Source organism: Vibrio sp. Y10_XG_PY6, from assembly GCF_024181795.1.
Taxonomy (GTDB): Bacteria; Pseudomonadota; Gammaproteobacteria; order Enterobacterales; family Vibrionaceae; genus Vibrio; species Vibrio diabolicus.
In genome coordinates this window covers 1,055,450-1,078,460 of sequence record NZ_JAMZAQ010000002.1, presented here as the reverse complement: position 1 = coordinate 1,078,460, position 23,011 = coordinate 1,055,450, and the positions used below count along the sequence as shown (strand labels likewise).

The 23,011-nt window shown below is 42.6% G+C and carries 24 protein-coding genes and 1 pseudogene; 7 read left to right on the top strand and 18 right to left on the bottom strand.

What is annotated here, in order from left to right:
- The first annotated feature begins 1 nt into the window (after position 1).
- Together NL644_RS13390 and ttcA are read left to right on the top strand one after the other, a co-directional pair.
- Positions 2–664 carry a DUF2987 domain-containing protein gene (locus NL644_RS13390; protein ID WP_053807421.1) on the top strand — a complete coding sequence of 221 codons (663 nt, stop codon included), beginning with the start codon at positions 2–4 and terminating at the stop codon, positions 662–664.
- A gap of 199 nt (positions 665–863) precedes the next feature.
- Positions 864–1,757, top strand: a complete 894-nt coding sequence (gene ttcA / locus NL644_RS13385; protein WP_005377502.1) for a tRNA 2-thiocytidine(32) synthetase TtcA — start codon at positions 864–866, stop codon at positions 1,755–1,757.
- Between the two features lie 137 nt (positions 1,758–1,894).
- Here ttcA and uspE read toward each other — a convergent pair whose 3' ends face one another.
- The 10 genes from uspE to ccoN form a co-directional block, all read right to left on the bottom strand.
- Entirely contained in the window at positions 1,895–2,842 is a 948-nt protein-coding gene (uspE, locus tag NL644_RS13380) for a universal stress protein UspE (RefSeq protein ID WP_053807422.1), read from the bottom strand.
- 180 nt (positions 2,843–3,022) lie between these two features.
- Positions 3,023–3,769 (bottom strand): FNR family transcription factor, encoded by a 747-nt coding sequence (locus NL644_RS13375; RefSeq protein WP_005377497.1) that lies wholly within the window; start codon positions 3,767–3,769, stop codon positions 3,023–3,025.
- A gap of 90 nt (positions 3,770–3,859) precedes the next feature.
- The gene (locus NL644_RS13370) at positions 3,860–4,537 is read right to left on the bottom strand and encodes a sulfite exporter TauE/SafE family protein (protein WP_006742590.1); all 678 of its coding nucleotides are present in this window, start codon (positions 4,535–4,537) and stop codon (positions 3,860–3,862) included.
- A gap of 8 nt (positions 4,538–4,545) precedes the next feature.
- Positions 4,546–4,710, bottom strand: coding sequence for a cbb3-type cytochrome oxidase assembly protein CcoS (gene ccoS, locus NL644_RS13365; RefSeq protein WP_012841826.1), 165 nt, complete (start codon positions 4,708–4,710; stop codon positions 4,546–4,548).
- Positions 4,711–4,725: 15 nt separating this feature from the next.
- A complete protein-coding gene (locus NL644_RS13360) occupies positions 4,726–7,089 on the bottom strand; it encodes a heavy metal translocating P-type ATPase metal-binding domain-containing protein (protein WP_253658478.1) in 2,364 nt (787 codons plus the stop codon).
- 4 nt (positions 7,090–7,093) lie between these two features.
- Positions 7,094–7,570 (bottom strand): FixH family protein, encoded by a 477-nt coding sequence (locus tag NL644_RS13355; protein ID WP_048626394.1) that lies wholly within the window; start codon positions 7,568–7,570, stop codon positions 7,094–7,096.
- A 105-nt stretch (positions 7,571–7,675) separates the two neighbouring features.
- Positions 7,676–8,650: a cytochrome-c oxidase, cbb3-type subunit III gene (gene ccoP / locus NL644_RS13350; protein WP_005396485.1), complete on the bottom strand. Its 975-nt coding sequence runs from the start codon at positions 8,648–8,650 to the stop codon at positions 7,676–7,678.
- The gene (locus tag NL644_RS13345) at positions 8,650–8,823 is read right to left on the bottom strand and encodes a CcoQ/FixQ family Cbb3-type cytochrome c oxidase assembly chaperone (RefSeq protein WP_005396487.1); all 174 of its coding nucleotides are present in this window, start codon (positions 8,821–8,823) and stop codon (positions 8,650–8,652) included. The genes ccoP and NL644_RS13345 overlap by 1 nt, the downstream gene beginning before the upstream one ends.
- Before the next feature lie 9 nt (positions 8,824–8,832).
- A complete protein-coding gene (gene ccoO, locus NL644_RS13340) occupies positions 8,833–9,453 on the bottom strand; it encodes a cytochrome-c oxidase, cbb3-type subunit II (protein ID WP_005377475.1) in 621 nt (206 codons plus the stop codon).
- A 12-nt stretch (positions 9,454–9,465) separates the two neighbouring features.
- On the bottom strand, positions 9,466–10,893 hold the full coding sequence (gene ccoN / locus NL644_RS13335; protein WP_005396488.1) for a cytochrome-c oxidase, cbb3-type subunit I: 1,428 nt from the start codon (positions 10,891–10,893) through the stop codon (positions 9,466–9,468).
- Positions 10,894–11,150: 257 nt separating this feature from the next.
- Between ccoN and NL644_RS13330 the strand changes: the two genes are divergently transcribed.
- From NL644_RS13330 to NL644_RS13320, 3 genes are all read left to right on the top strand, one after another.
- On the top strand, positions 11,151–11,507 hold the full coding sequence (locus tag NL644_RS13330; protein ID WP_253658477.1) for a hypothetical protein: 357 nt from the start codon (positions 11,151–11,153) through the stop codon (positions 11,505–11,507).
- 113 nt (positions 11,508–11,620) lie between these two features.
- Entirely contained in the window at positions 11,621–12,802 is a 1,182-nt protein-coding gene (locus tag NL644_RS13325; protein WP_053807426.1) for an FIST signal transduction protein, read from the top strand.
- Complete coding sequence (locus NL644_RS13320; RefSeq protein ID WP_176319456.1) at positions 12,792–14,513, top strand: ATP-binding protein; 1,722 nt, start codon at positions 12,792–12,794, stop codon at positions 14,511–14,513. The genes NL644_RS13325 and NL644_RS13320 overlap by 11 nt, the downstream gene beginning before the upstream one ends.
- A 174-nt stretch (positions 14,514–14,687) precedes the next feature.
- On the opposite strand, the pseudogene NL644_RS13315 reads toward NL644_RS13320, so the two are convergent.
- The 4 genes and pseudogenes from NL644_RS13315 to matP all read right to left on the bottom strand — a co-directional run.
- A pseudogene (locus NL644_RS13315) lies at positions 14,688–14,855 on the bottom strand (DUF3693 domain-containing protein); the annotation flags it as partial.
- A 128-nt stretch (positions 14,856–14,983) separates the two neighbouring features.
- Entirely contained in the window at positions 14,984–15,307 is a 324-nt protein-coding gene (locus NL644_RS13310) for a hypothetical protein (protein WP_104971713.1), read from the bottom strand.
- A 114-nt stretch (positions 15,308–15,421) separates the two neighbouring features.
- Positions 15,422–15,733: a DUF3634 family protein gene (locus NL644_RS13305; RefSeq protein WP_005396496.1), complete on the bottom strand. Its 312-nt coding sequence runs from the start codon at positions 15,731–15,733 to the stop codon at positions 15,422–15,424.
- 15 nt (positions 15,734–15,748) lie between these two features.
- Entirely contained in the window at positions 15,749–16,198 is a 450-nt protein-coding gene (matP, locus tag NL644_RS13300; protein ID WP_005396497.1) for a macrodomain Ter protein MatP, read from the bottom strand.
- 210 nt (positions 16,199–16,408) lie between these two features.
- Between matP and NL644_RS13295 the strand changes: the two genes are divergently transcribed.
- Positions 16,409–18,049 (top strand): Lon protease family protein, encoded by a 1,641-nt coding sequence (locus NL644_RS13295; protein WP_253658476.1) that lies wholly within the window; start codon positions 16,409–16,411, stop codon positions 18,047–18,049.
- A gap of 70 nt (positions 18,050–18,119) precedes the next feature.
- Positions 18,120–18,638 carry a bifunctional 3-hydroxydecanoyl-ACP dehydratase/trans-2-decenoyl-ACP isomerase gene (fabA, locus tag NL644_RS13290; RefSeq protein WP_005396499.1) on the top strand — a complete coding sequence of 173 codons (519 nt, stop codon included), beginning with the start codon at positions 18,120–18,122 and terminating at the stop codon, positions 18,636–18,638.
- Positions 18,639–18,758: 120 nt separating this feature from the next.
- Here fabA and rmf read toward each other — a convergent pair whose 3' ends face one another.
- The 4 genes from rmf to NL644_RS13270 form a co-directional block, all read right to left on the bottom strand.
- The gene (rmf, locus tag NL644_RS13285) at positions 18,759–18,932 is read right to left on the bottom strand and encodes a ribosome modulation factor (RefSeq protein ID WP_005377453.1); all 174 of its coding nucleotides are present in this window, start codon (positions 18,930–18,932) and stop codon (positions 18,759–18,761) included.
- A 181-nt stretch (positions 18,933–19,113) separates the two neighbouring features.
- Positions 19,114–20,847, bottom strand: a complete 1,734-nt coding sequence (locus NL644_RS13280) for a DUF3466 family protein (RefSeq protein WP_253658475.1) — start codon at positions 20,845–20,847, stop codon at positions 19,114–19,116.
- A gap of 7 nt (positions 20,848–20,854) precedes the next feature.
- Positions 20,855–22,774: an ABC transporter ATP-binding protein gene (locus NL644_RS13275; protein ID WP_145474017.1), complete on the bottom strand. Its 1,920-nt coding sequence runs from the start codon at positions 22,772–22,774 to the stop codon at positions 20,855–20,857.
- The gene (locus tag NL644_RS13270; protein ID WP_074190119.1) at positions 22,752–22,994 is read right to left on the bottom strand and encodes a glutaredoxin family protein; all 243 of its coding nucleotides are present in this window, start codon (positions 22,992–22,994) and stop codon (positions 22,752–22,754) included. The genes NL644_RS13275 and NL644_RS13270 overlap by 23 nt, the downstream gene beginning before the upstream one ends.
- Positions 22,995–23,011 lie beyond the last annotated feature (17 nt).

The window sequence follows — 23,011 nt, the reverse complement described above, 5'->3', positions numbered from 1 at the left end:
AATGAAAAAGTTAAGCCTAAGTCTATTGGGAAGTGCGGCGCTAATTCTTGTATCGCCAATAACCCAAGCTCAAGAGTACATGTTCACGTACTCAAAGTTATACACCCAACTCAAAAACAACAATAAAGAAGGGCATGACAACGTGAAAGTTGGCGTCTTCTTTGTGGACGCAAAAACTAAGCAAATTTGTACAATAGAAAAAGCTTGGATGGAAAAAGAAGAGCACTATGAAGAGTTTGTTATCCCTGCTTCACAAGAGTTGCCTCTGCCAGTCGATAAAAACTTAAAGTCAGCGAATCCGTTGGTTTTTGTCGATACTCCAAAAGATACTCGCTGCGATTACTCACTTGTCGTGATGACCAAAGAACCATTACAGGGTAACGTTTCTTACGAGCAACTTAAGCCTCTTCTACCTCAAATGCAGACGATGCTGGAAGATTTAGGCGGTATGTTTGCGGGTTGGTTTACACCTGAAGTTCAAGGTGTGACGATGGAGTTTGCAAATCAACTGAATGATAAAGTGATTTTCTCAAACGGAACCGAAAAGCCAATTGTCAATGGCAAGATACAAGTCGCACTAAGTGAAATAGGGCAAGGTGGCACAATGACACTACCAGAACCGACGATGCGAGTGCTACCTTATCTGCCTAACGCAAAGAAGTGAACACTGAGAGTTTAGAAAGAGCTGCAATTGCGGCTCTTTTTTCATTTGTGACCGTAACTAAAGTATCTTTCACACTCTTTTCTTAAAGACTCAATAAGACAAGCATTTAATCCTGCGTAAAAAGCTCGTATAATCCACGCCCCAAAGAAACCCATGTTAGGAAGTCCTAGTCGATTTATCGGCGATGTGAGAGCCCGCAATGAACCAAATAGATACAAGAAAAGAAACCCTAGAATTCAACAAGCTTCAGAAACGCCTGAGAAGACATGTTGGAAATGCCATTACTGATTACAACATGATTGAAGAAGGCGATGTTGTGATGGCATGTATTAGCGGTGGTAAAGATTCATTCGCGATGCTTGATATCCTGTTGAATCTTCAGAAAGCTGCGCCAATCAAATTTGAAGTGGTTGCGGTAAACTTAGACCAAAAACAACCGGGCTTCCCTGAGCATATTCTGCCTGAGTATTTCGAAACACTGAATATCCCTTACTACATCGTAGATAAGGACACGTATTCAGTCGTAAAAGAGAAGGTGCCAGAAGGCAAAACCACTTGTGGTCTGTGTTCACGCCTACGACGTGGTACGTTGTATTCATTTGCAGAGAAGATTGGTGCAACTAAGCTTGCGCTAGGTCATCACATGGATGACATCGTCGAAACAATGTTCTTGAATATGTTCCACGGCTCTCGCCTTAAAGCGATGCCACCAAAGCTGCGCTCTGATGATGGTCGTAACGTGGTCATTCGTCCATTGACTTACTGTCGTGAAAAAGATCTGATCAAATACGCTGAACACAAGGATTTCCCAATTATTCCGTGTAACCTTTGTGGTTCTCAAGAGAACCTTCAGCGTCAATCTATAAAAGCAATGTTGATTGAATGGGATAAGAAGACGCCAGGGCGTGTGGAAGCGATTTTTAAATCAATTCAAAACGTAAGCCCAAGCCAACTAGCAGACCGCGAATTGTTCGACTTTGTTAACTTACCGCTAGACCGTGAAGGTAACCGCGAAGAGTATGAATTTAATGAGGCTGTCGTTTCTTCGACGAATATTGATGAATCAATGTTCATCGATGTTACGAACATCTAACTCGTAAAAAGGAGGTCAATTAGACCTCCTTTTTTGTATTCAACGCTTTAACTGTCCCCAAACAAAAATCCCCCTTTATTAGGGGGATTTATTAGCGTCTGTTTGAAAGCGCTCAATATAGCAATGCTAAAGAGAGATTAGGTTGCTGTATTTGGATCGAGAGGGCTAATGTAGCCTTTTGGTTTTAGAGCCAATACATCGCAATTTATTTTATCGATCACGTGCTCAGCTGTATTACCAATAAAGACAGCAGAAAGCCCGGTTCGCCCTGTGGTGCCTAAAATAACCATTGCAGCATTCAAGCGCTCTGCTGCTGCTGGAATGACATCTTCAGGTAAGCCTTGCTCAACAATCGTTTGCTCTTCATCAAGGCCGTGTTTTTGGCGTAATGCTTTCATCGCAGTTAAGTGATGACCTCGAACGGCATCGGTATAAGTCGTTGGATCAAACTCAGGCAGTTCAATGGTAATGTTCGCCGGTGTAACAGGATACGCATTGACAAGGTATGGTTTGGCATCCAGTCGAGTGGTGACTTCTTTTAGTCGCTCGACCATAGCATCGTTGAGATCAATATGAGTTGGATTTTCAGAGCCTACGTGCACCGAGGCAAGAATGCTTGCTTGTTCTGGCCAATCTGCATTTTTAATCAGAAGTACTGGGATAGGGCATTTACGTAGCAAGTGCCAATCGGTCGGAGTGAAAATTACAGATTCTAACACGTCGTGCTTACGTGTGCCTTTAATGACTAGGTCATGGCTGCCTGCATAGACCTCAGCGATAATTGCTTCGTAAGGACGGTTGTGCCAGACGACACATACATCAAAGTCGAAGCCATCGTTTAGATAAGGTTGAGCAATTTTACGCATCCACTGCTCACGTTGATGGATAACACCTCGACGCATAGCATCTCTTTCATCCACTGATAGCATTGACGTCATGTCATAAGAGAAATCGTAAATGGATAAAAAGAAAGTGATTCGGCTTCTAGATACACTTTTTTGAGCTAATTGAACAGCTCTTGCAAGTGCGGGCTGCTCATCATTATTGATGTCAGCTACAACAAGGATCTTACTGTATATACTCATAACTAAGCCCACTTCTATTGCAAAACCAGATACTGAATATAAATTAAATCAGTATTTTGGAGTACTCACCGTACATTTTTACTGTAGCTTAGTTTGGGTAATTTTTTGAGGACTTTCGAAAGGAATTTATGAGAAATATGATGTAGCTCATTTTCGAGCTACATCAATAATTGGGGTGTATTATTCTTTAGTTACACCAGCAAGTTCCATCAATGCATCGTGGTCTAAGATAGTGATATATTTACCTTTTACACTTAGGATCTCGGATTTCTGGAAACGACCCAACAAGCGACTGATTGTTTCCACTGTAAGACCAAGATAGTTACCAATATCACCACGAGTCATCGTTAAACGAAACTCTCTAGGGCTGAAGCCACGTTGAGAAAAACGAGTTGATAGGTTGTATAGGAAAGCCGCTAGACGTTCTTCTGCATTCTTTTTAGAAAGAAGCAAAATCATTTCCTGATCACCTTTAATTTCGTTACTCATTAAACGCATAATTTGCTGGCGAAGCTTAGGCATTTTACCTGATAGGTCGTCTAAAATTTCGTATGGGATTTCACATACCATCGACGTTTCAAGCGCTTGAGCAAAGCTAGGGTGGGAGTCACCTGTAATGGCATCGAAACCAACTAGGTCTCCGGCCAAGTGAAACGCTGTGATTTGCTCATCACCTTGCTCTGTGATCGTATAGCTCTTGATGGTACCAGAGCGGATAGCGTACAGAGATTTTAGCTCGTCACCAGCCTTAAAAAGCTCTTGTCCTTTTTGGATAGGCTTCTTACGTTCGATGATTTGGTCAAGCTGATCAAGTTCTGCCTCATTCAGAGTGAACGGGATACACAGCTGACTAATGCTACAATCTTGGCAATGAATGGCGCAACCGCCTGATTGGATACGCTTTGTTGCAGGTTTTTCAGAAATCATAACAACCTTTCACTATTTGATATACATCAATATTTTAGCATCGCTTAATCCTAAAGGGTAGCAAAAATGTCACCTCAATAGAGTTTAACGTTATATGAAACCGAGTAACTCCATGGCTCCTACAGCAGTGTACGAACCATACCCAATAAGGATTAATGCTGAAATATTTCTAAATATTAACGATTTTTGTAATTTCTGAAAATGGTTGGCACCATATCCAATAATCAGCATTGCCGGAAGTGTTCCGAGGCCAAACGCGAGCATAATAAGACCACCGTTTATTGCGCTGCCTGAAACCGCCGACCAAGTTAGCGCAGAATAAACCAAGCCGCATGGTAACCAGCCCCAAATGAAGCCAAATGGTAAAGCATGAAGAGGGTGCTTTAATGGCAACAAACGCTTACCAGCAGGTGAGATAAAGCGCCAAATGTGCTGTCCTAACTTTTCTATTAACAGTAAACCTTGCCACCATCTAGCAATATAAAGCGCAACCAGAATCATGAACAGTGCGGCAATCAGCCTTAACCAAGCAAGAGAATGCGTTAATCCACTTAGCTCAGATAAACCTGATATTGCTCCGCCTACTAATGCACCGATTACGGCATAGCTGCTCAATCGCCCTAGGTTGTAGAAGAGTGGAATAAGGGGGGAGCTTTTACTTGTAGAAGAGCCCATGGTAAGCAGAGACGCGATACCACCACACATTCCCATGCAATGACCGGCCCCGACGAGGCCGATCATCAAAGCACCAATAAAGTCAGGAGTCATAAAGGTTGCTATTTTTTATCACTATTAGATTTGTCTTCTTCATCAAGAAGAATGTTATGTCCTTGTCGTTCTAGATCTTCAAACTGATCACTTCTTACTGCCCAAAGAAAAACGGCAACAGCAACACAAACGAGAACGATAGCGATGGGAATCAATATATAAAGACTTTCCATGTTTGCTTTCTCTACTTATTTCTCTTTGAGCAGGCGCAAAGAGTTAGATACAACGATAATTGAGCTTGCAGACATGCCAACTACTGCAATGTAGGGAGCCACTAAACCAGCGACAGCTAAAGGCAAAATTAACAGGTTGTAACCCAAAGACCAAGCCAAGTTTTCTCGAATAATCTTTCTTGTACGCAGTGCAAGCAAACGTGCCTCTAGTAGCTTTTCGAGATTATCCCCAAGTAACGTCATATCTGCAGATGCTTTAGCGACATCCGTACCACCGCCCATTGCAACAGAAAGATGAGCTCCGGCGAGAGTAGGTGCGTCATTGATGCCATCGCCAACCATCATTGTGATACTGTCTTCATCAAGACTCTTAAGGTACGCGAGTTTGTCTTCTGGTTTTGCTGACGCAACGACGTGATCGATACCAATTTCATTCGCTACAGGTCGAGCGTTTGAGAGAGAGTCACCTGTTAGCAGCGTTGTCTTAATTCCAGCGTCGGCAAAACGTTGAACAAAGGCTTTGCTTTCTTTTCGGATAGGGTCGCGGTAGTAAAAACTAGCGACATGCTCGCCATCAACTGAAAGATAGACCGCGTGGCTTTCTTCGCTTTCCTTGCCTTGAACAAAAGCCGCACTGCCTATCTTAACGACTTTGCCATTCCAGATCCCCTCAATCCCTGAACCAATCACGTTTTGCACTTCATACACAACAAAGTCATCATTGGCGTAACTTGCAAAAGAGCGAGCGATAGGATGGTTTGCATGAGCTTCTAATGCCGCGGCTAGAGAGAGACAATCTTCTTTTGGAAGATCACTCAACACTTTTGTATCACAGATCTCAATATCGCCTTTCGTTAGAGTACCTGTTTTATCTACAACTAAGTGGTTGATCTTACATAGCGTCTCGAACACATGACCTTTACGAAGCAAAATGCCAAAGTTTCCCATACGAGAGGTAGCACAGGTGAGAGCAGTTGGAGTCGCAAGAGATAGGGCACATGGACAGGTGGCTACCAACACGGATAGCATGATCCAAAACGCATCATCTGGTTTTGTTTGATGCCAGTACAACCAAGTACCAGCAGAAATAATAAGAATCGCTCCAACAAAGTAACGAGCAACAATGTCTGCAATTTCTGCGATTTTAGGTTTGGAGTGTTGAGCTTCATCTTGTAAACGCACGATATTGGAAATCATTGAGTCGGCTTTGGAACACATGACCTCTAGCTCAAACGACTCATCACCATTTAGTGTTCCTGCATAAACCGCATCGCCTTCTCGTTTCACAACATGTACGGATTCACCGGTTAGCATGGATTCATCAATATGAATACGACCCGAAATAACTTTGCCGTCAGCTGGGATATGTTCACCAGGAAGGACGCGAATACGATCTCCAACTTTAAGAGTTTTCACTGGTATTTGCTCGCCATCCAGCGTTGTGGCGATCGCTGGAATTAACTTTAATAGGTTACCACTCGCCGCAGCGGCTTTGCGACGCGCTCGCATCTCTAAAAACCGTCCAACTAATAGGAAGAAAGTGAACATTGAAATCGATTCGAAGAAGACTTCGCCCTGTTCTGTAACGGTTGCTATTAAGCTGGCCACATAGGCAAAAATAAGTGCAATCGAGACAGGCACATCCATACCGAGGGTTCGGCCTTTGATGCTTCGCCACGCATTTAAGTAAAACGGAAGAGCAGAGTAGAGTAGGACTGGCGTAGCAAAGATCAAACTTACCCAACGAAAGTAATTTTTAAACTCCGGCTCTAGGTCACCAAAAACTTCTAGATACAATGCGACGGCTAGCATCATAACTTGCATGGTAGCTAAACCAGCAATACCTAATCTGTATAAGTATTGCTTCATCATTCGATGATAAGAGGCCTCTTGCTTATCAGCTTCAAATGGTGCGGCTTTATAACCCAGTTTATGAATGACAGATAGGAGTTCACTTAATCGCACCTGAGTTTTATCCCAGGCCAGTAACGCGCGGTTAGTGGTTGTATTCACGCGGATAGACACTAACCCAGCCGTATTAGAGACTTGCTTTTCGATTAACCACGCACAAGCTGCACATGACACGCCTTCTAAAGAAAGAGTTACTTCAGAGACATTTTCACGATTTCGCACAAATTCTGATTGTACATCTTCATTATCATAATGAATTAAAGCTTGGAGTTGCTCTGGTACTAAATCTGCTTTTTCCGCAGGCGCAGTTCTATATTGATAGTAGGATACTAAGCCGCTGTCTACGATGGTTTGAGCAACCGTCTCGCAGCCAGGACAACACATCTTGCGGGATTCACCGAGTATATCAACTTTAAAATCCGTGTTGGCTGGTACATCTTCACCACAGTGATAACAGGATTCACACATATGCTTACTTCATTAACGGTGTTGACGAGGCTGGAAATTCAACTTTACCTTGGATCATCCATTGTTGGTCATGTGGTTGTAGTTCGACAAACCAAGGGCCTTGAATAGATTCTTCTGCCGTTAGGCGGTAATTACCAGATGCATCCGCCGTAACGAGCTTTGTAAAGTCACGATCAGGAAGAGTACGATGAGTGAAAGTGGCCGTTAGAGCAGGGTAATGAGATAGCTTCCCTTTAGCGAAAACAATCACAACATTGTTATTTTTAGAGGAAATCTCAGCGTTAAGACCTAGGTCACGAGCGACATTCATTTTACTAATGTCTATGTTAATGCCTTTGCCTTTTTTATAGTAATCCTCAGCGACTAAAGAAACAGAGTTGTTCGAGAAAACGACCACAGTAATCACAGTCCAAACTACGACAGTAAGAGGAAGGATGATTAGGAACCACGGCCAAAATTGTTTATACCAAGGCTTTACCATAAAAAAGTTCTCAACAGCTAAATGAAAAAATGTAAGGCGTTAAATTTAAAGGAAAGACAGCCCCTATGAAAGGGGCTGTTATTGCTATGTTACTTAATATCTCAGTTACTTACTCTCTGAGTTACTTAAGCTCCAGACATAAGAGGCAACGAGCTGAACTTTATCTTCACCCAAAATGTCTTTCCACGCGGGCATTACACCTGAGCGGCCGTTCATTACGGTTTCGGTTACAGCTGCACGAGAGTCGCCAAATAGCCAATCTTGGTCTGTAAGATCAGGTGCACCGACTGCAGGGTTACCCTTACCATCAGTACCGTGACAAGCTGCACATACGACGAAACGTGCTTTACCTGCCGCTGCTTCACGAGCATTCACTTTACGACCAGATAGGCTAAGTGTGTAGCTTACAACTTCTTGCACACCTTGCTCACCAAGCGCATCTTTCCATGCTGGCATTTGACCAATACGGCCATGCATGATGGTTGTTACGATTGCAGCTGGTTCACCGCCGTATAGCCATGCATCATCAGTTAGGTTAGGAAAACCTTTCTGACCACGAGCATCAGAGCCGTGACATTGAGAACAGTTTTGCAAAAACAAACGTTGGCCAACTTTCAATGCTTCAGGATCTTGCGCAATTTCAGGTATTGGGCGCAAACCACTATCATTGTGCGCAAGTTTACGGAATGCTTCGCCGAAATATGCATCTGCGTCATCCAGTTCTTTTGCGTATTGGTTTAGTTGCTTGTTCTCTTGTGCTTTAGCGATGGCTTCTTTTGACTCTTCCAGTGAACGCACTGTTTGAGCAGAACTCTGCCAATTTAAAAAGCCCTTGAAGCTACCTAGACCTGGAAATAGGGCTAGATAAACTGCTGCAAACACAAATGTACTTACAAACAGATAAGTCCACCACTTTGGTAGAGGGTTGTTTAGCTCGCGAATACCATCGTACTCGTGGCCCATGTCTTCCCCTTCCTCGACGCCCATTTTATCTTTAGCGCACCAAGTTAGGAGAATCGCACAGCCTACCAGCGTACCGACAGTAATCACGATAATCCAGAGACTCCAGAATGTAGTCATTACTTCTTCACTCCTTGGTTATTTGGGGTCGTTTGTTCTTCGTCAGCAAACACCAAGTTGGCATCTTCTTCAAAGCGTGCTTTACGCTTTTTACTAAATGCCCACCATACGATGCCGATAAAACTAGCGAAGAGTACAACGGTATAAATACTATGAATTGTACCGAAATCCATATGATCCCCTTACTTCATTGCATGACCAAGAGACTGAAGGTAAGCGATGATTGCATCCATCTCTGTTTTACCTTCTACTTCTTTAGCCGAATTCGCGATCTCTTCATCAGTGTATGGAACACCGAACTGATCACGAAATAGCTCAAGTTTCTTCTGAGTTAGCTTACCGTCTAAAACGTTTTCAGCTAACCACGGGAAACCTGGCATGTTTGACTCAGGCACAAGCTCACGAGGATCTAGTAGGTGAACGCGGTGCCATTCATCAGAATAACGACCACCAACACGAGCTAAATCCGGACCTGTACGCTTAGAGCCCCAAAGGAATGGGTGTTCCCAAACACTCTCACCAGCGACAGAGTAGTGACCGTAACGTTCAGTCTCTGAGCGGAAAGGACGAACCATCTGGCTGTGACAAACGTTACAACCTTCACGGATGTAGATGTCACGACCTTCCATCTCCAGAGGAGTGTAAGCACGCAGATTCTCTACAGGTTCAGTCGTTTGCTTTTGGAAAATCAGAGGAGTGATCTCTACAAGAGCACCCCAGCTGATAGCAAACACGATAAAAATAGCCAACAAACCGACATTACGTTCTAAGATTTCGTGGCGATTATTAGAATTATTACTCATTCTTAAATCTCCTTATGCCGGATGTGGGATAGCTTTTAGGCTTTCTTTTGGTGCACTTACCGTTTTGTACGTGTTGTATGCCATTAGGAACATACCAGATAGGAAGATAAATCCACCTAAGAAACGTACAAAGTAGAACGGATAAGACGCTTCTACAGACTCAACAAAGCTGTAAGTTAGCGTACCGTCAGAGTTAACCGCGCGCCACATCAGACCTTGCATTACACCAGAGATCCACATCGCAACGATGTAAAGAACGGTACCGATTGTTGCTAGCCAGAAATGCACATTCACGAGACCAACAGAGTACATACGCTCTTGGCCAAATAGGCGAGGTACTAAGTGATATACAGAGCCGATAGAAACCATCGCAACCCAACCTAACGCACCAGAGTGAACGTGACCAATGGTCCAGTCTGTGTAGTGAGAAAGTGCGTTAACTGTCTTAATCGACATCATTGGACCTTCAAAGGTAGACATACCGTAGAATGACAAAGAAACGATTAGGAAACGTAGGATAGGGTCATAACGAAGCTTATGCCATGCACCAGATAACGTCATAATACCGTTGATCATACCACCCCAAGAAGGAGCAAATAGAACCAGCGACATCACCATACCTAGAGACTGAGTCCAGTCCGGTAGCGCTGTATAGTGAAGGTGGTGAGGGCCTGCCCAAATATATAGAGAAATAAGCGCCCAGAAGTGAACGATAGATAGACGGTAAGAATAAACAGGACGTTCAGCTTGTTTAGGAACGAAGTAGTACATCATGCCTAGGAAACCAGCGGTGAGTAGGAAACCTACCGCATTGTGTCCATACCACCACTGAACCATCGCATCCACTGCGCCTGAGTAAATCGAGTAAGATTTACCAAGTGACACAGGAATAGCCATGCTGTTCACGATGTGAAGTACTGCTACTGTGATAATAAAGGCACCGAAGAACCAGTTTGCCACATATATGTGTGACGTGTTTCGTTTCACCAGTGTGCCGAAGAACACCACCGCATATGATACCCATACTAGCGCAATTGCGATATCAATAGGCCATTCTAGCTCAGCATACTCTTTACCCGATGTTAAACCGAGAGGCAAAGTAATGGCTGCTGCCAGGATGATTGCTTGCCAACCCCAAAAGGTGAAGGCAACGAGTGGGCCACCAAAAAGACGTGTTTGACATGTGCGCTGTACAACATAATAAGACGTTGCGAACAGAGCACTGGTACCAAACGCAAAAATTACCGCATTAGTATGCAGTGGACGTAAGCGACTGTACGTCAACCACGGCGTATCAAAGTTTAGCTGTGGCCAAACTAATTGAGCGGCAATCAAAACACCAACAGCCATACCAACTATGCCCCATAAAATGGTCACAAGGGTAAATTGGCGAACGACTGTATAGTTGTAGTTTTGTTCAAGCTGCTTTACTTGGCTCATTTGCATGCTTCCAATTTCTAATTAACTACACTTTTACTTCCAACACGACTTGCGTCGTAACACCACCCAAGTAAACTCTAGAATTCAAGTGTTATCATCACCTTATTTCCATTGCTGACTTTAATAAAAAGTGGCATTTTCAGCGTGACACTATACTTGAATTAACAATTCAATGACAGGGTAGTAACCTTACTGGCCCCCTGGAAATCATTTTTTATTTAAAAAGTTTGAAGTTTGTAACAAGGATATTAGTAATTATGCCTGCACAAAAGTTAACAAAGGTGCGACTTGCACAAATCTTAATCATGCTCAGTGTGTTAATAGGCGCATTTTTCTGGCGTACCTTTACACACGAGAGCGTTACTAGCATTGACTGTTCACAAAAAGAACGATGCGATGTAACAATTGAAGGTGAAATAATCACAATTAATCGTGACTCAACGGGAATTTCGCTCGAAACGATAAAAAGTAGCACTCTAAAAATTGATCCAAATCAATCTGGCGAATTTATCAATCTCGATCGAGAGCATAAGAAAATAGAATGGGACACAATGCCTGAATCAAAAAAAATCACCTTTAAAAAAGGCGAAAACATTGTTGTAGTTCAATTATAAATACGATCTGTCACGAGATAATCGCAACTTCTTAATGAAATTTTCACCTTCTTACCTAGAGAAAATTGGTTGGAATGGTATAACAGCAGAGTGATACCCAATTATAAAATCGTATGCATTGCCAATCAGTTTTTACTCATATTAAAGATGAAGACTCAGCGATAGAAACGCTTAGGTCCGAACTGACACAACAGAACTTGTCTTACGTGATGTGCTACTACACGGAAGAGTACGACTTCGAGTTAATTCGAGAAGCGTTTCTTGAGCATTTTCCCGGTGTGCCTTTTCATGGCGCCAGTTCATGCCAAGCAGTAATGACAGACCAGGGGTTTCATACGGGCCCAGTGATTGCGGCGCTCGCAATTTATGACTCAGGCCCTCATGCTTATGGCACTGGTATTTCTAACTATGATTCAGGTGACAGTGTAACTAGAGCCTTAGATATGGCTCTTGAGAACGCTAACCGCGTAGGAGAAGTGCCAAACTTAATACTGCTTCATGCAACTCCAGGGCAAGAGGAATCAATCATTGCATCTATAGATGAAAGGTTTGGTACGCTGATCCCAATTATTGGTGGTTCAGCCGCTGATAATCATATCGCGGGAAAATGGTCTGTCATTACCACCCAAGGATCTCAAACTGCAGGTTTAAGTCTGACATTATTTTACTCCTCACAGCCTGTTGATATTGCTTTTAGTGCTGGGCACACTCCAACCAATATCAAAGGGGTTGCAACCAAAACTAACGATAGGTGCTTGCTAGAAATTGATGACGAACCGGCCCTCAATGTTTATAGAAAGTGGACAAACCATCAAGATAACCAAGTAGGTAAAAACAACCTGCTATTTACAAACTCGAGTGCTTATCCACTAGGGCGTGTCGCTGGCCACCTCTATGAGCGTCCATATTACAAATTGTCCCATCCAATTCGTGAGACGCGAGATGGAGGAATTGAGCTATTTACACGAATAGAAGAGGGTGATGAACTCACTTTAATGAAAGGAAGCAGAGAACACCTCGTTGCACGCGCCGCTAAAGTTGTAAATGCAGCCTTTAATCAAAAATTAGAAGAATCTCGAAAAATTGGGGTGATAAACATCTTTTGCGCAGGTCCTATGTTGCACTTAATGCAAGACATGAATAGCGTTTGTGAACAAATTAACCAAGAACTAGAACAGTTACCTTTTATTTGCCCTTTTACTTTTGGTGAGCAAGGTAGATTTATTGGTGGTGAGAATGGACATGGAAACCTGATGATTTCATCAGCGATATTCCATAAACCTTATGAAAGATAAATACTTAGACATATACCAACAGGAAGCGCTGCAAGAAGCGTTAGTCGAACTAAAACAGGCTAGGCAAAGAGAACGACTGCTCGCCGATGAGAATAAAGCTATTCTTTCAGCGATATCCGCGATGAGTGAAGCAAAAAACCGGCACGAGATATTTACGGGATTAAATAATGTCCTTAAGAAGTACATCAACTTTGATGATTTTATCGTTCTAACTCGTGATGATGAGAGGTACCCCTTCAAAACGTTGATATCGACAAATAGTGTATTTGATAACATATCTTGGTTACACGGTAACGCATCTGAGAGGGCGCTGAATGGCGAATGTATTCTGCTGTTTGAACCAGATAGGCTTGCTGAATTTATTAACCTAAACAGCTTTATAAAAAGCCATGTAAACTCGGTCGTCCTAACGGGCATACGCTCAGAGGTAACACAAACGGTCATCTTACTCATTGGTGCGAAGAAAGGGCACTTTAGCATAGAAAATAAGGAAACCTTAAGACGCTTTCGGCCTTTAATAGAGAGAGCTGTCATCGATATTGAGACCAAAGAGAAGTTACAACGTATTGTTGAAGTGCGGACAACTCAGCTTGCTAAAGCAAGAGAAGAAGCAGAGCTTGCAAATCGCTCAAAGTCAGAATTCTTAGCGATGATGAGTCATGAAATTAGAACCCCTCTAAATTCCGTCCTTGGAATGCTCGATATTCTGAAACAATCCACCTTATCAGAAGAGCAAATCGATGCCCTGAGCCAAATGGAATGCTCAGCGGAGTTGCTTCTCGCGATTATCAGCGACATCCTTGACCTCTCAAAAATTGAATCAGGTCGCTTTCAACTCAATGAGCAGTGGGTTAATTTAAGAGACACTGTCACTTTTGTTATTTCTCAACAAAAACAAATAGCTAAGAAGAAGAGCCTTCAATTTAAACTCAATTGCATGGTAACTAACGACAAACAGTTTTGGATTGACTCTACGCGATTATCTCAAATCCTGTTTAATCTTATTGGGAATGCAATAAAGTTTACTGATGAAGGAGAAGTAAAAGTTTCAGTATCTGAGCAAGACACCGAGCTTGTAATTTCAATATCAGACACCGGAATTGGTATATCTAAAGCCAAGCAAGAACATCTATTTACGGCATTTCATCAAGGTGACCGTTCCATCACGAGACGCTTTGGTGGCACAGGACTAGGGCTTGCAATAACCAAGCATTTAGTTGAAATGATGCGCGGCAAGATTATCGTTAAAAGTGACGAGCATGTCGGCTCAACATTTACTATTAAGATTCCCGTTTTAACTCGTTGCAATCAAAATCGTCCAGTTAAAATAGAAAACAACCAACCAACAAAAGCGATGGATCTTCTCGTAGTAGAAGATACCGAATCGAATCAGTTTGTAATAAAGCTCATTTTAAATAAGCTTGGTCATAATGTTCATATCGCAAGTCATGGAGCAGAAGCATTAACGTTCTTAGAGGAAAATGAGGATTTAATCGACCTGATTCTTATGGATGTCTCGATGCCAGTAATGGATGGGATTACTGCAACAAGGCTTATCCGAGATAAAGGCTTCAAGACTCCAATCATCGCATTAACCGCTCATGCGCTAGAAAGTGATAGAGATAAATGCCTTGACGCAGGTATGGATGGATTCATTTCCAAACCAGTTCGAAGACAAGATATCTTTGAAGCCATACAGCCATTTCTGTAAGTAGAAAAAGCATTAATATAGATCTTAACAATCGATAGATTATTAAGATCTATATTAAGTATTTTATGGTAAATAGCCATTATGTTTAATGGTTATGATGGAGACCTTAAATTTCAAATCCACAGGGGAATAGGAGTGCTCATTGGCAACATTTGGCGTACGAGCACATCTCATTTAACATAACACATATAATGCGCACTGCAATAGTGATTCCTGTGGACTTGCAATCACTAAGGCTAATCCAGTGCAAGCCATTGATATTCCTGACAATCCAAGCCCATTAAACTTTTTTGCTATTCCTTCCCATACTGCTTTTATCTGCGGATTATTATTGCGAGATGATTGGTTTATGGTTCACCTGTAGCCTGCATTCCCAACCAATTACACGAGAGCCACTTCATTTTCATCTAGTTCATCAAGTCTGAAAGCTTTGCGCTCTTGCTGCCCGATGCTTCTAATCAACATTGCAATCACGAACCTGTGGCTATATGAAGCCGAATATACTTTTCTGGATATTTATAACGATAGCGTTTTCCTTTCCTCAAGTTGGATTTCACATACCGACAAACTTTTTTGTCACCACTACTGGTTACTCTTTTTATTACTGCTTTTTTACCTTTGTGTTCCATCTCTATCATGACATCACAATAACCTTGGTAGTCATCAAATTTATTGTCTGCTTTCCTTTGAATCTTAGTTTTAATCTTTTTAGCCAATGGATTCGTTTCCGAGTCGTCAGACAAAGCTGAAGCACTTACAAAGAGAAAGATCATTAAAGTTACAACGTATCGCATAGTTTAAGTCCGTTTATCTTATTGATTAATCAATGATAAATAATTTTTCTATAGATACGAAAATGGGACGCTATATTGCGTCCCATTTAACACGATTAAGTAACTGATATGTAATTAAGCTCGCTTCTTGCCTTTGCTCGCTTTGAAACCTTGATGCGGAAAAACGTTGCGAATCCGCTGTTGGATTTTTTTGGGAACGTCCTTGGAGAAGCTCAAACGCATGCCGGTTCGTTGGCTATATACCTTCATTTCACCACTAAACGGATTGTGTTCACTAATATCTTGTAAGTTATGTTTGAAAGAAGGTGGTAGATGCCCTTTTACGTTACTGATATGGCCGTTATCAAACTTTACTTTTAGAACTGGTCTATCAACTGCGATCAACCAAAAGATCACGATGGCAGCAATTAAGATTACATATAACATTTGGCACTCCCTATCCTAGCTAGATAGCAATTTACTCAAATCCTCTTTGATTGAGGTAACTTTTTGACTCGCTTTTTCACTTCTCGATGCTTCAGAAAGTAGATATTCAATTGCGTCAGATAACGTACAACCGAGCTCGTTTGCTCTGCTAGAAAGCTTTTCCCAAACTCGATAATCTAAGTCAATGGACTTTTTCTTTGTATGGACTTGCTCTGCATTGAAATGACGCTTCCTTTTCGCTCGGATAGCCTGCTTGAGTTTGTTGTCCAACTCTTCTGACATGTGGTTTTCTATCCAAGCTAATACAAGCGTAGGTTCGTGTTCAAGGCGTTTTAGCTCTGCAACCGCGGCATCTGCTTCACTTGTATCAATATGTCGGGTAATCGCTTCACCATCTTTCCATTTCTTGATGAGATACTTCCATTTCCACCCACACTCTAGATTCTCAAGCTGCTGATATTTCATTTATTCCGACCCATAAACATAACCTAGTGACAGCGTAACCCAGATAATTTACTTGGGCAAATAAAACTCTTAGAAGTATCGATGTTGATCACTCATTTGTCTAAGTATTGTTCATTGAGTGTTGAATGCCGTGAGCGAACCAAATTGGTGCTAGGGTGTTATAGTCCATTTCGTTATAATGTCGGCAAGATTGAATTACGATGAATTTTAATGAACCAACTTAATTGGCAAGACCTAACACCTTCACTTGAGCAGTACGAAGCACTTTTAAAGTCTGCACCTTCGTTACCAAAGAAGTCTTTTACTGATCTTCAACCGAGGATGTCGGCAACGATATCTCGCTTTTCCAAAATGTCGGGATTGACACGCGTGCTACTCATTAACTGCGTCGATAATTCTGTCTATAGAGATTTCATCAGTAAAGCTCTTCAGAGTCATTCTAACGCTGCGATTGTTTTGTCGGAATCACTTGATGCCAAACGTTTATTTGACCGTTACAGTGTTGATGTAAGTGGTGATATTGCCTTCCAACCAGGCTTGATTTCACAAGCTGACGACGGTTATTTGATTGTACCTGCTAATCTCATTCTGGCTAACCCGGGACTTTGGCCGAATATAAAGTCTGCAATTCAACAAAACCTTATCGAGCCACTGAACCTAAGCCCTACTCGCTTACCTACTTCAGTACCGCCATCTAAAGCTTATGATGTAAAACTGATTGTAACTGGGGAAAGAAGTCAGTTAGCAGAGCTAGAATATATCGACGAGGACTTTTGTTCAGGCTTTACCATGTATACCGAAGTTGAAGAAGATATTCATTTGTCAGAGCAGAATTTGACAGATTACTTTGGTTTGGTGAACTGGATATGTTCTCAATATCAGCTGCCTCACTTAACGGAATGTGGCTTTAGAAGACTATTGCTAGCTGGTATGAGATTTACTGAAGATCAACATTATTTGCCGTTAGGTGTAATGTGGCATTCTCAACTTCTAACACTTGCCAGCCAGTTCAGTGATGGCCAAACATTAGATTACGAGTCATTAGATAAAGCGATTGACGACAAGTATTACCGCGAGTCCTATCTTCCTCAGCGTGCCGTGTACGATATTTTAGATGGCCAAGTCATTATTGAGACAACTGGGAAGCAAGTTGGTCAAATCAATGGCCTAACCGTCATCGATATGGCTGGACACCCTGTCAGCTATGGTGAGCCTGCCAGAATATCGTGTGTAATTCACTTTGGTGATGGCGATGTTTCCGATGTTGAGCGCAAAGCTGAACTTGGCGGCAATCTACATGCGAAAGGCATGATGATTATGCAAGCTTTCTTAAGCTCTGCTCTAAAACTGGATGAACCTCTGCCTTACTCTGCCTCGATTGTATTTGAACAATCTTATAGTGAAGTTGACGGTGACAGCGCATCTCTCGCAGAACTTTGTTGTTTGGTGAGTGCGTTATCTGAATCTCCAATTAACCAACAAGTTGCGGTTACAGGAGCCGTCGATCAGTTTGGTCGAGTGCAAGCAGTCGGTGGCTTGAACGAGAAAATTGAAGGTTTTTATCAGGTTTGTAAACATCAGGGTTTTACGGGAAATCAAGGCGTTGTCATGCCGAAATCAAACCTTAAACACCTTGCATTACATAAAGATGTAATAGAAAGCATTAAAAATGGTGAATTCCATATTTGGTCCGTTTCTACGGTAGATGAAGCTATTCCGATTGTTATGAATAAACCTTTTAGAGGCGAAGACGAGAGCATTATTGGCAAAATAGCGGAACGTATTGAAAACTTTGAAAGACATGAGCATCCAGAAGGAATTGTGCAGCGCATCAAAAACTGGTTTGTCTAGTACTGATCGGAGTTGTTTAGCGTACACGTGTTCACTAAGATGCAGCTATCAAAAATTGGAGTAATTGATAATGCAAAACAAACGTGATTCTTATAACCGTGACGATCTACTTGCTTCTAGCCAAGGGGAACTGTTTGGGCCTGGTTACCCTCAGCTTCCTGCGCCAAACATGCTAATGATGGATCGTATTACTAAAATGTCTGAGACAGAGGGCGATTTTGGTAAAGGTTTGATCTTGGCGGAATTGGATATTACTCCAGATTTGTGGTTCTTTGATTGCCACTTCCCTGGTGACCCGGTAATGCCTGGCTGTCTTGGCCTCGACGCGATGTGGCAACTTGTTGGCTTCTTCCTTGGCTGGGTTGGCGGTAAAGGTAAAGGTCGCGCTCTAGGTGTTGGTGAAGTGAAGTTTACAGGCCAAATCCTACCGACAGCGAAAAAAGTAACCTACGAAATCCACATGAAACGCGTCGTAAACCGTAAACTGGTAATGGGTTTGGCTGACGGTCGTGTATGCGTAGATGGCAAAGAAATCTACGTTGCGAAAGATTTGAAAGTTGGTTTGTTCCAAGACACTTCAAACTTCTAATCACGACTTTAATCGATTTATAAAGGCTCCTATTTAGGGGCCTTTTTGTTTGCCTAGTCTATAAATGTAGAAAAGGCTCCGTAGAGCCCTTTCGAATCCTTCTTTTTGTATGTGGAGAGTTTATTTGTAGAGACCAGATTGTCTTTCATCTCTGGCATCACGCCAACCACCTAACCAATACGACCGAGCATCAACTTGTTGATATGGGCAAGCCTCTTGAGACCTTCCATTCAACCCAGCTTTATAGCCTTGAGATTGAGCTCGTTCTAGGCGATCACGCTTTTGTCTCTTCATAGTTAATTCCTCATACAGGTCCATTTACTAACGTACAGCTGTTATTGTGAAACTTTGATGGAGTTTTTATGACTCCACTTATAAGAATCGATCAAGTTGAGTGATTTCTCAAGGCATAAAAAAAGCAGAGGCTCAAATGTGTGAGCCTCTGCTTGATTTAAAAATTACTGACGATTTTTGACTATTTTCTACGGAACCCAAACAATCCAAGCATGGTCAAAGCTAACCAACCAAGGCCTGCACCTTGACGCTCTGTTGTCGTTGAGTCAACGCTTCGAGACACAATGTCCTTCTCAGTCGCACCTGCAATAGGCACCAATTTTATTGCTACGATTTGCTCATCAGAACTACATGTCGCATTGTTTGCTGTTGTACTGTAACCGCCAGCACATTTCATCGCGGTACCAGAAATCACACCTGCATCGTTGATATCGGTTGCGTCAATGATACGGAACTGGTTGTTTTGTTCAGAGTAGTCACCGCCATTAGTCAAACTATCTAGGAACCAAGCTTTTCCATTAAATAGTGTTGAAGCACGTTCACTAGTCTCGCCACCTAGGCTATATGGGTAGATAAAACCGCGCTTACGACGTGGCTTACCATCGTCTTCACGAGTCGTTTCCGCATCAAGTTGTCCGACAATTTCATTGTAAGAGTTGATCCCGCCCATCTTACCGCCCGCACCGCTGAAGAAAATTCCGGTACTTGGGTAAAAAGCGTTAATAGAATCCTTACGAACATCATTTACGATAAAGAGACGATTTGGAGCAGAGCCCGTTGGCATTAAGTATCCGCCTGAACGTTTTGCTTCACCAATAGCAACAAAATTTGAGTTAACATCGGTTAATCGTGAGTTTGTATGAACCGTATCATCGCCCTCACGCTGTCTCGCTCCTACAACAACTTTGTTTTTCCAAGTTGCGTTTTCAACGCTACCTTCTGCCTCTAGGGTTCCGACAAAAACAGTAGCATTCAGATAGTTATCATCACTGTATGTGTTGTAACCCACGCCGTAAACCGTTGTTCCATCTGTGACAAGGTCACGCATGCTTCCTTGAGCCAGTCTTTCTCCATCTTTAGATGTGCCACTTGGCCAAGCCAACTCACTGACGGTTCCACTTTGATCCCAAATAGCTGCTTTCGATGTGTGGTGAGCGCCATTGGTATTGCTTGCCGTTCGAGATACACTACCAACGGTAAAAGTGCCATCGGTTTTCCAAGCGTGGCTTTGCACAACGCTTGCGTCGTTATCACCTGTAACAAAATTTGGTTCAATAGGTGCTACGACTGTATTTCTTGTTTCCAGTGTCGACTGGTTTTCACTGCTGACTTTACTTTGATTACCGACAGCTGCACCATCTTCGGTAAGCTGATTGATAACATTGTTATATTCATTTTTATAAGCAGCAGAATCGCCTTCTACAAATGCTAACGCATTAGAAGTAAAGTCTTTACTACGCTCTTTGTTCCATGGGGTCCAGTTTACAGAAGCCCAAGAGTCACAAGTAGAATAGCGAAGCTGGTTATAACAGTAACGTTCAAAATCTTTGAGTTCTTGGATGTAATAAAAGCCCGCGTCCAATCCAAATGGAATTTCCTCACGATAGCTGTTCCCATCCACGGCTTGTGTCGCTGAAATCGGTGTTGTGCGAGTTTCCATCGCAAGCTTAAATTGGTCTGGTGTACAGTTTGCTGCTGCATCAAAACAGCCCAAAGCGAAAGGGGAACCTGTTGAAGGATCTGTACCCGCATCACCTTGCTGAATTGCAACGCCGTAAGCCGTTTGGTAGTCACCGTTTGAACCATGATCCTGAGGTGAAACCTCAACCACTTGATACAATGCCGCCTGTGCGTTCATTGCGGTACCAACCATCATCGCAATGGCGGTCAATTTGAATTTATTACTACAATTCATTGAATTCTTAACTATCCTGTTGCATTGCTTCGAGTTCTTCCCATCTCTCGAATGCGATTTCCAACTCCTGCTCTAGTGCAGCAAGCTGTTCCAATACCGGCTGAGTTTGCTCTACAGGTTTAGCAAAGAACTCTGGATCGTTCACTTGCTCCTGAAGGCTCTCGATATCCGACTCTAATTGTTCTAGTTTAGCTGGTAGAGCTTCTAATTCTCTTTGCAGCTTATACGATAACTTCTTCGAGTTGTTCTTAGGTTGAGTTGTTTTGGGAGTTTCCTCAACCACTTTTTCTTTTTTCGCTGGCTTTTCAACCGCTTGACGAACCGCCAATACCTGCTCACGCTGCTGTCTTGCATCGTGATAACCACCAACAAACTCTTCAATCACTCCGTTTCCTTCAAAGATCCAGCTTGTGGTAACGGTATTATCAACAAACTCTCGGTCGTGGCTAACTAAAAGCAACGTGCCCTGATAGTTGGCAAGCATTTCTTCTAAAAGTTCCAACGTTTCGATATCCAAATCGTTGGTTGGTTCATCAAGAATAAGTAAGTTGTTTGGTTTCAACAAGATACGAGCTAGCAGTAATCGGTTTTTCTCACCACCAGAGAGTGCCTTAACCGGAGTCCTTGCGCGCTTAGGTGCAAATAAGAAGTCTTGAAGATAACTCAGCGCATGACGCTGACGTCCCCCAACCATTACTTCTTGTTTCCCATCCGCTAAGTTATCGATCACTGTCTTTTCTGGATCCAAAATCTCTCGGTACTGATCAAAGTACGCGACTTCTAATTTTGTTCCGCAGTGTAAACGACCAGACTGCGCTTCCAATTGCCCTAATAGCAATTTAAGTACCGTACTCTTACCGCAGCCATTTGGTCCGATAAGTGCAATACGGTCACCGCGCATAATGTTAAAGCTAAAGTTGTCGACGATTGTCTTGCCTTCGTAAGCAAAAGATATGTTTTCTGCTTCAAATACAATTTTCCCTGAACGTGAAGCATCATCGATATTAAGGTTAACTTTGCCTTGGACATCCCGGCGATCGCGACGCTCTTCACGAAGTTTCTTCAATGCGCGTACACGACCTTCATTTCGAGTTCGGCGTGCTTTAATGCCCTGCCGAATCCAAACTTCCTCTTGAGCAAGCTTTTTGTCGAATTCAGCATTCTGCATTTCTTCAACGCGGAGCATCTCTTCTTTTTCTTCTAGGTAGTTATCGTAATCACCTGGGAAAGAAGCTAATTGCCCGCGATCTAAATCAACAATGCGTGTTGCCATTGATTTGATGAACGCACGGTCGTGAGAAATAAAGATGATCGAGCCTTTGAAGTCTTTTAAGAAGTTCTCTAACCATTCGATAGTTGTTACATCAAGATGGTTTGTTGGCTCATCAAGAAGTAATACATCAGGGTCACAAACCAGCGCGCGAGCTAAAGCGGCTTTACGTTGCCAACCACCGGATAAATCGGTCAGTTTAGTTTCTGGACTTAGTTTTAAAGCACCAAGTACGTTCTTAACACGGTCATCAAAACGCCAAGCATTAGAATGGTCAAGCTGCTCTTGAACCTTGGCTAAACGGTTGATGTTTTTCTCACTCGGGTCTTGAGCAACAAGATCGAGAAGATCGTGATAGATCTTCAGTTGTTCGCCGATTTCAGCCAAACCGCCAGATACGTATTCGTAAACCGTACCCTCTTGATTACGCGGTGGATCTTGTTCAAGTCGAGAAACAACGACGTCTTGAGTGATTTGAATCTTGCCGTCGTCCAACAAAATGTCGCCGGCAAGCACTTTCATTAACGTGGACTTACCTGCTCCGTTGCGACCCACTAAACAAACGCGTTCGTTTTCTTGAAGAGCGAACTCCGCTTTGTCCAGTAATGGGTGGTCACCAAATGCAAGTTGTGCGTTATGAATGGTAAGTAATGCCATTATTATCCAACCAATGTGTGAGTTGTTCTAAGTCAAACGGCCAGTTCAACTCAGAATCTTGATACTTTAATACGGGTATTGTGACGCCGTAACGAGAAAACAGTGCATCATCGAACGCAATATCAATGATATCTGTTTGCTCGGCCAAACCAATTTGGTCTACTAGAGCAAATGCCATCTCACAAAGATGGCATCCCTCCGTGCTATACAATATCAGCACGTATTAATCCTTTTGTT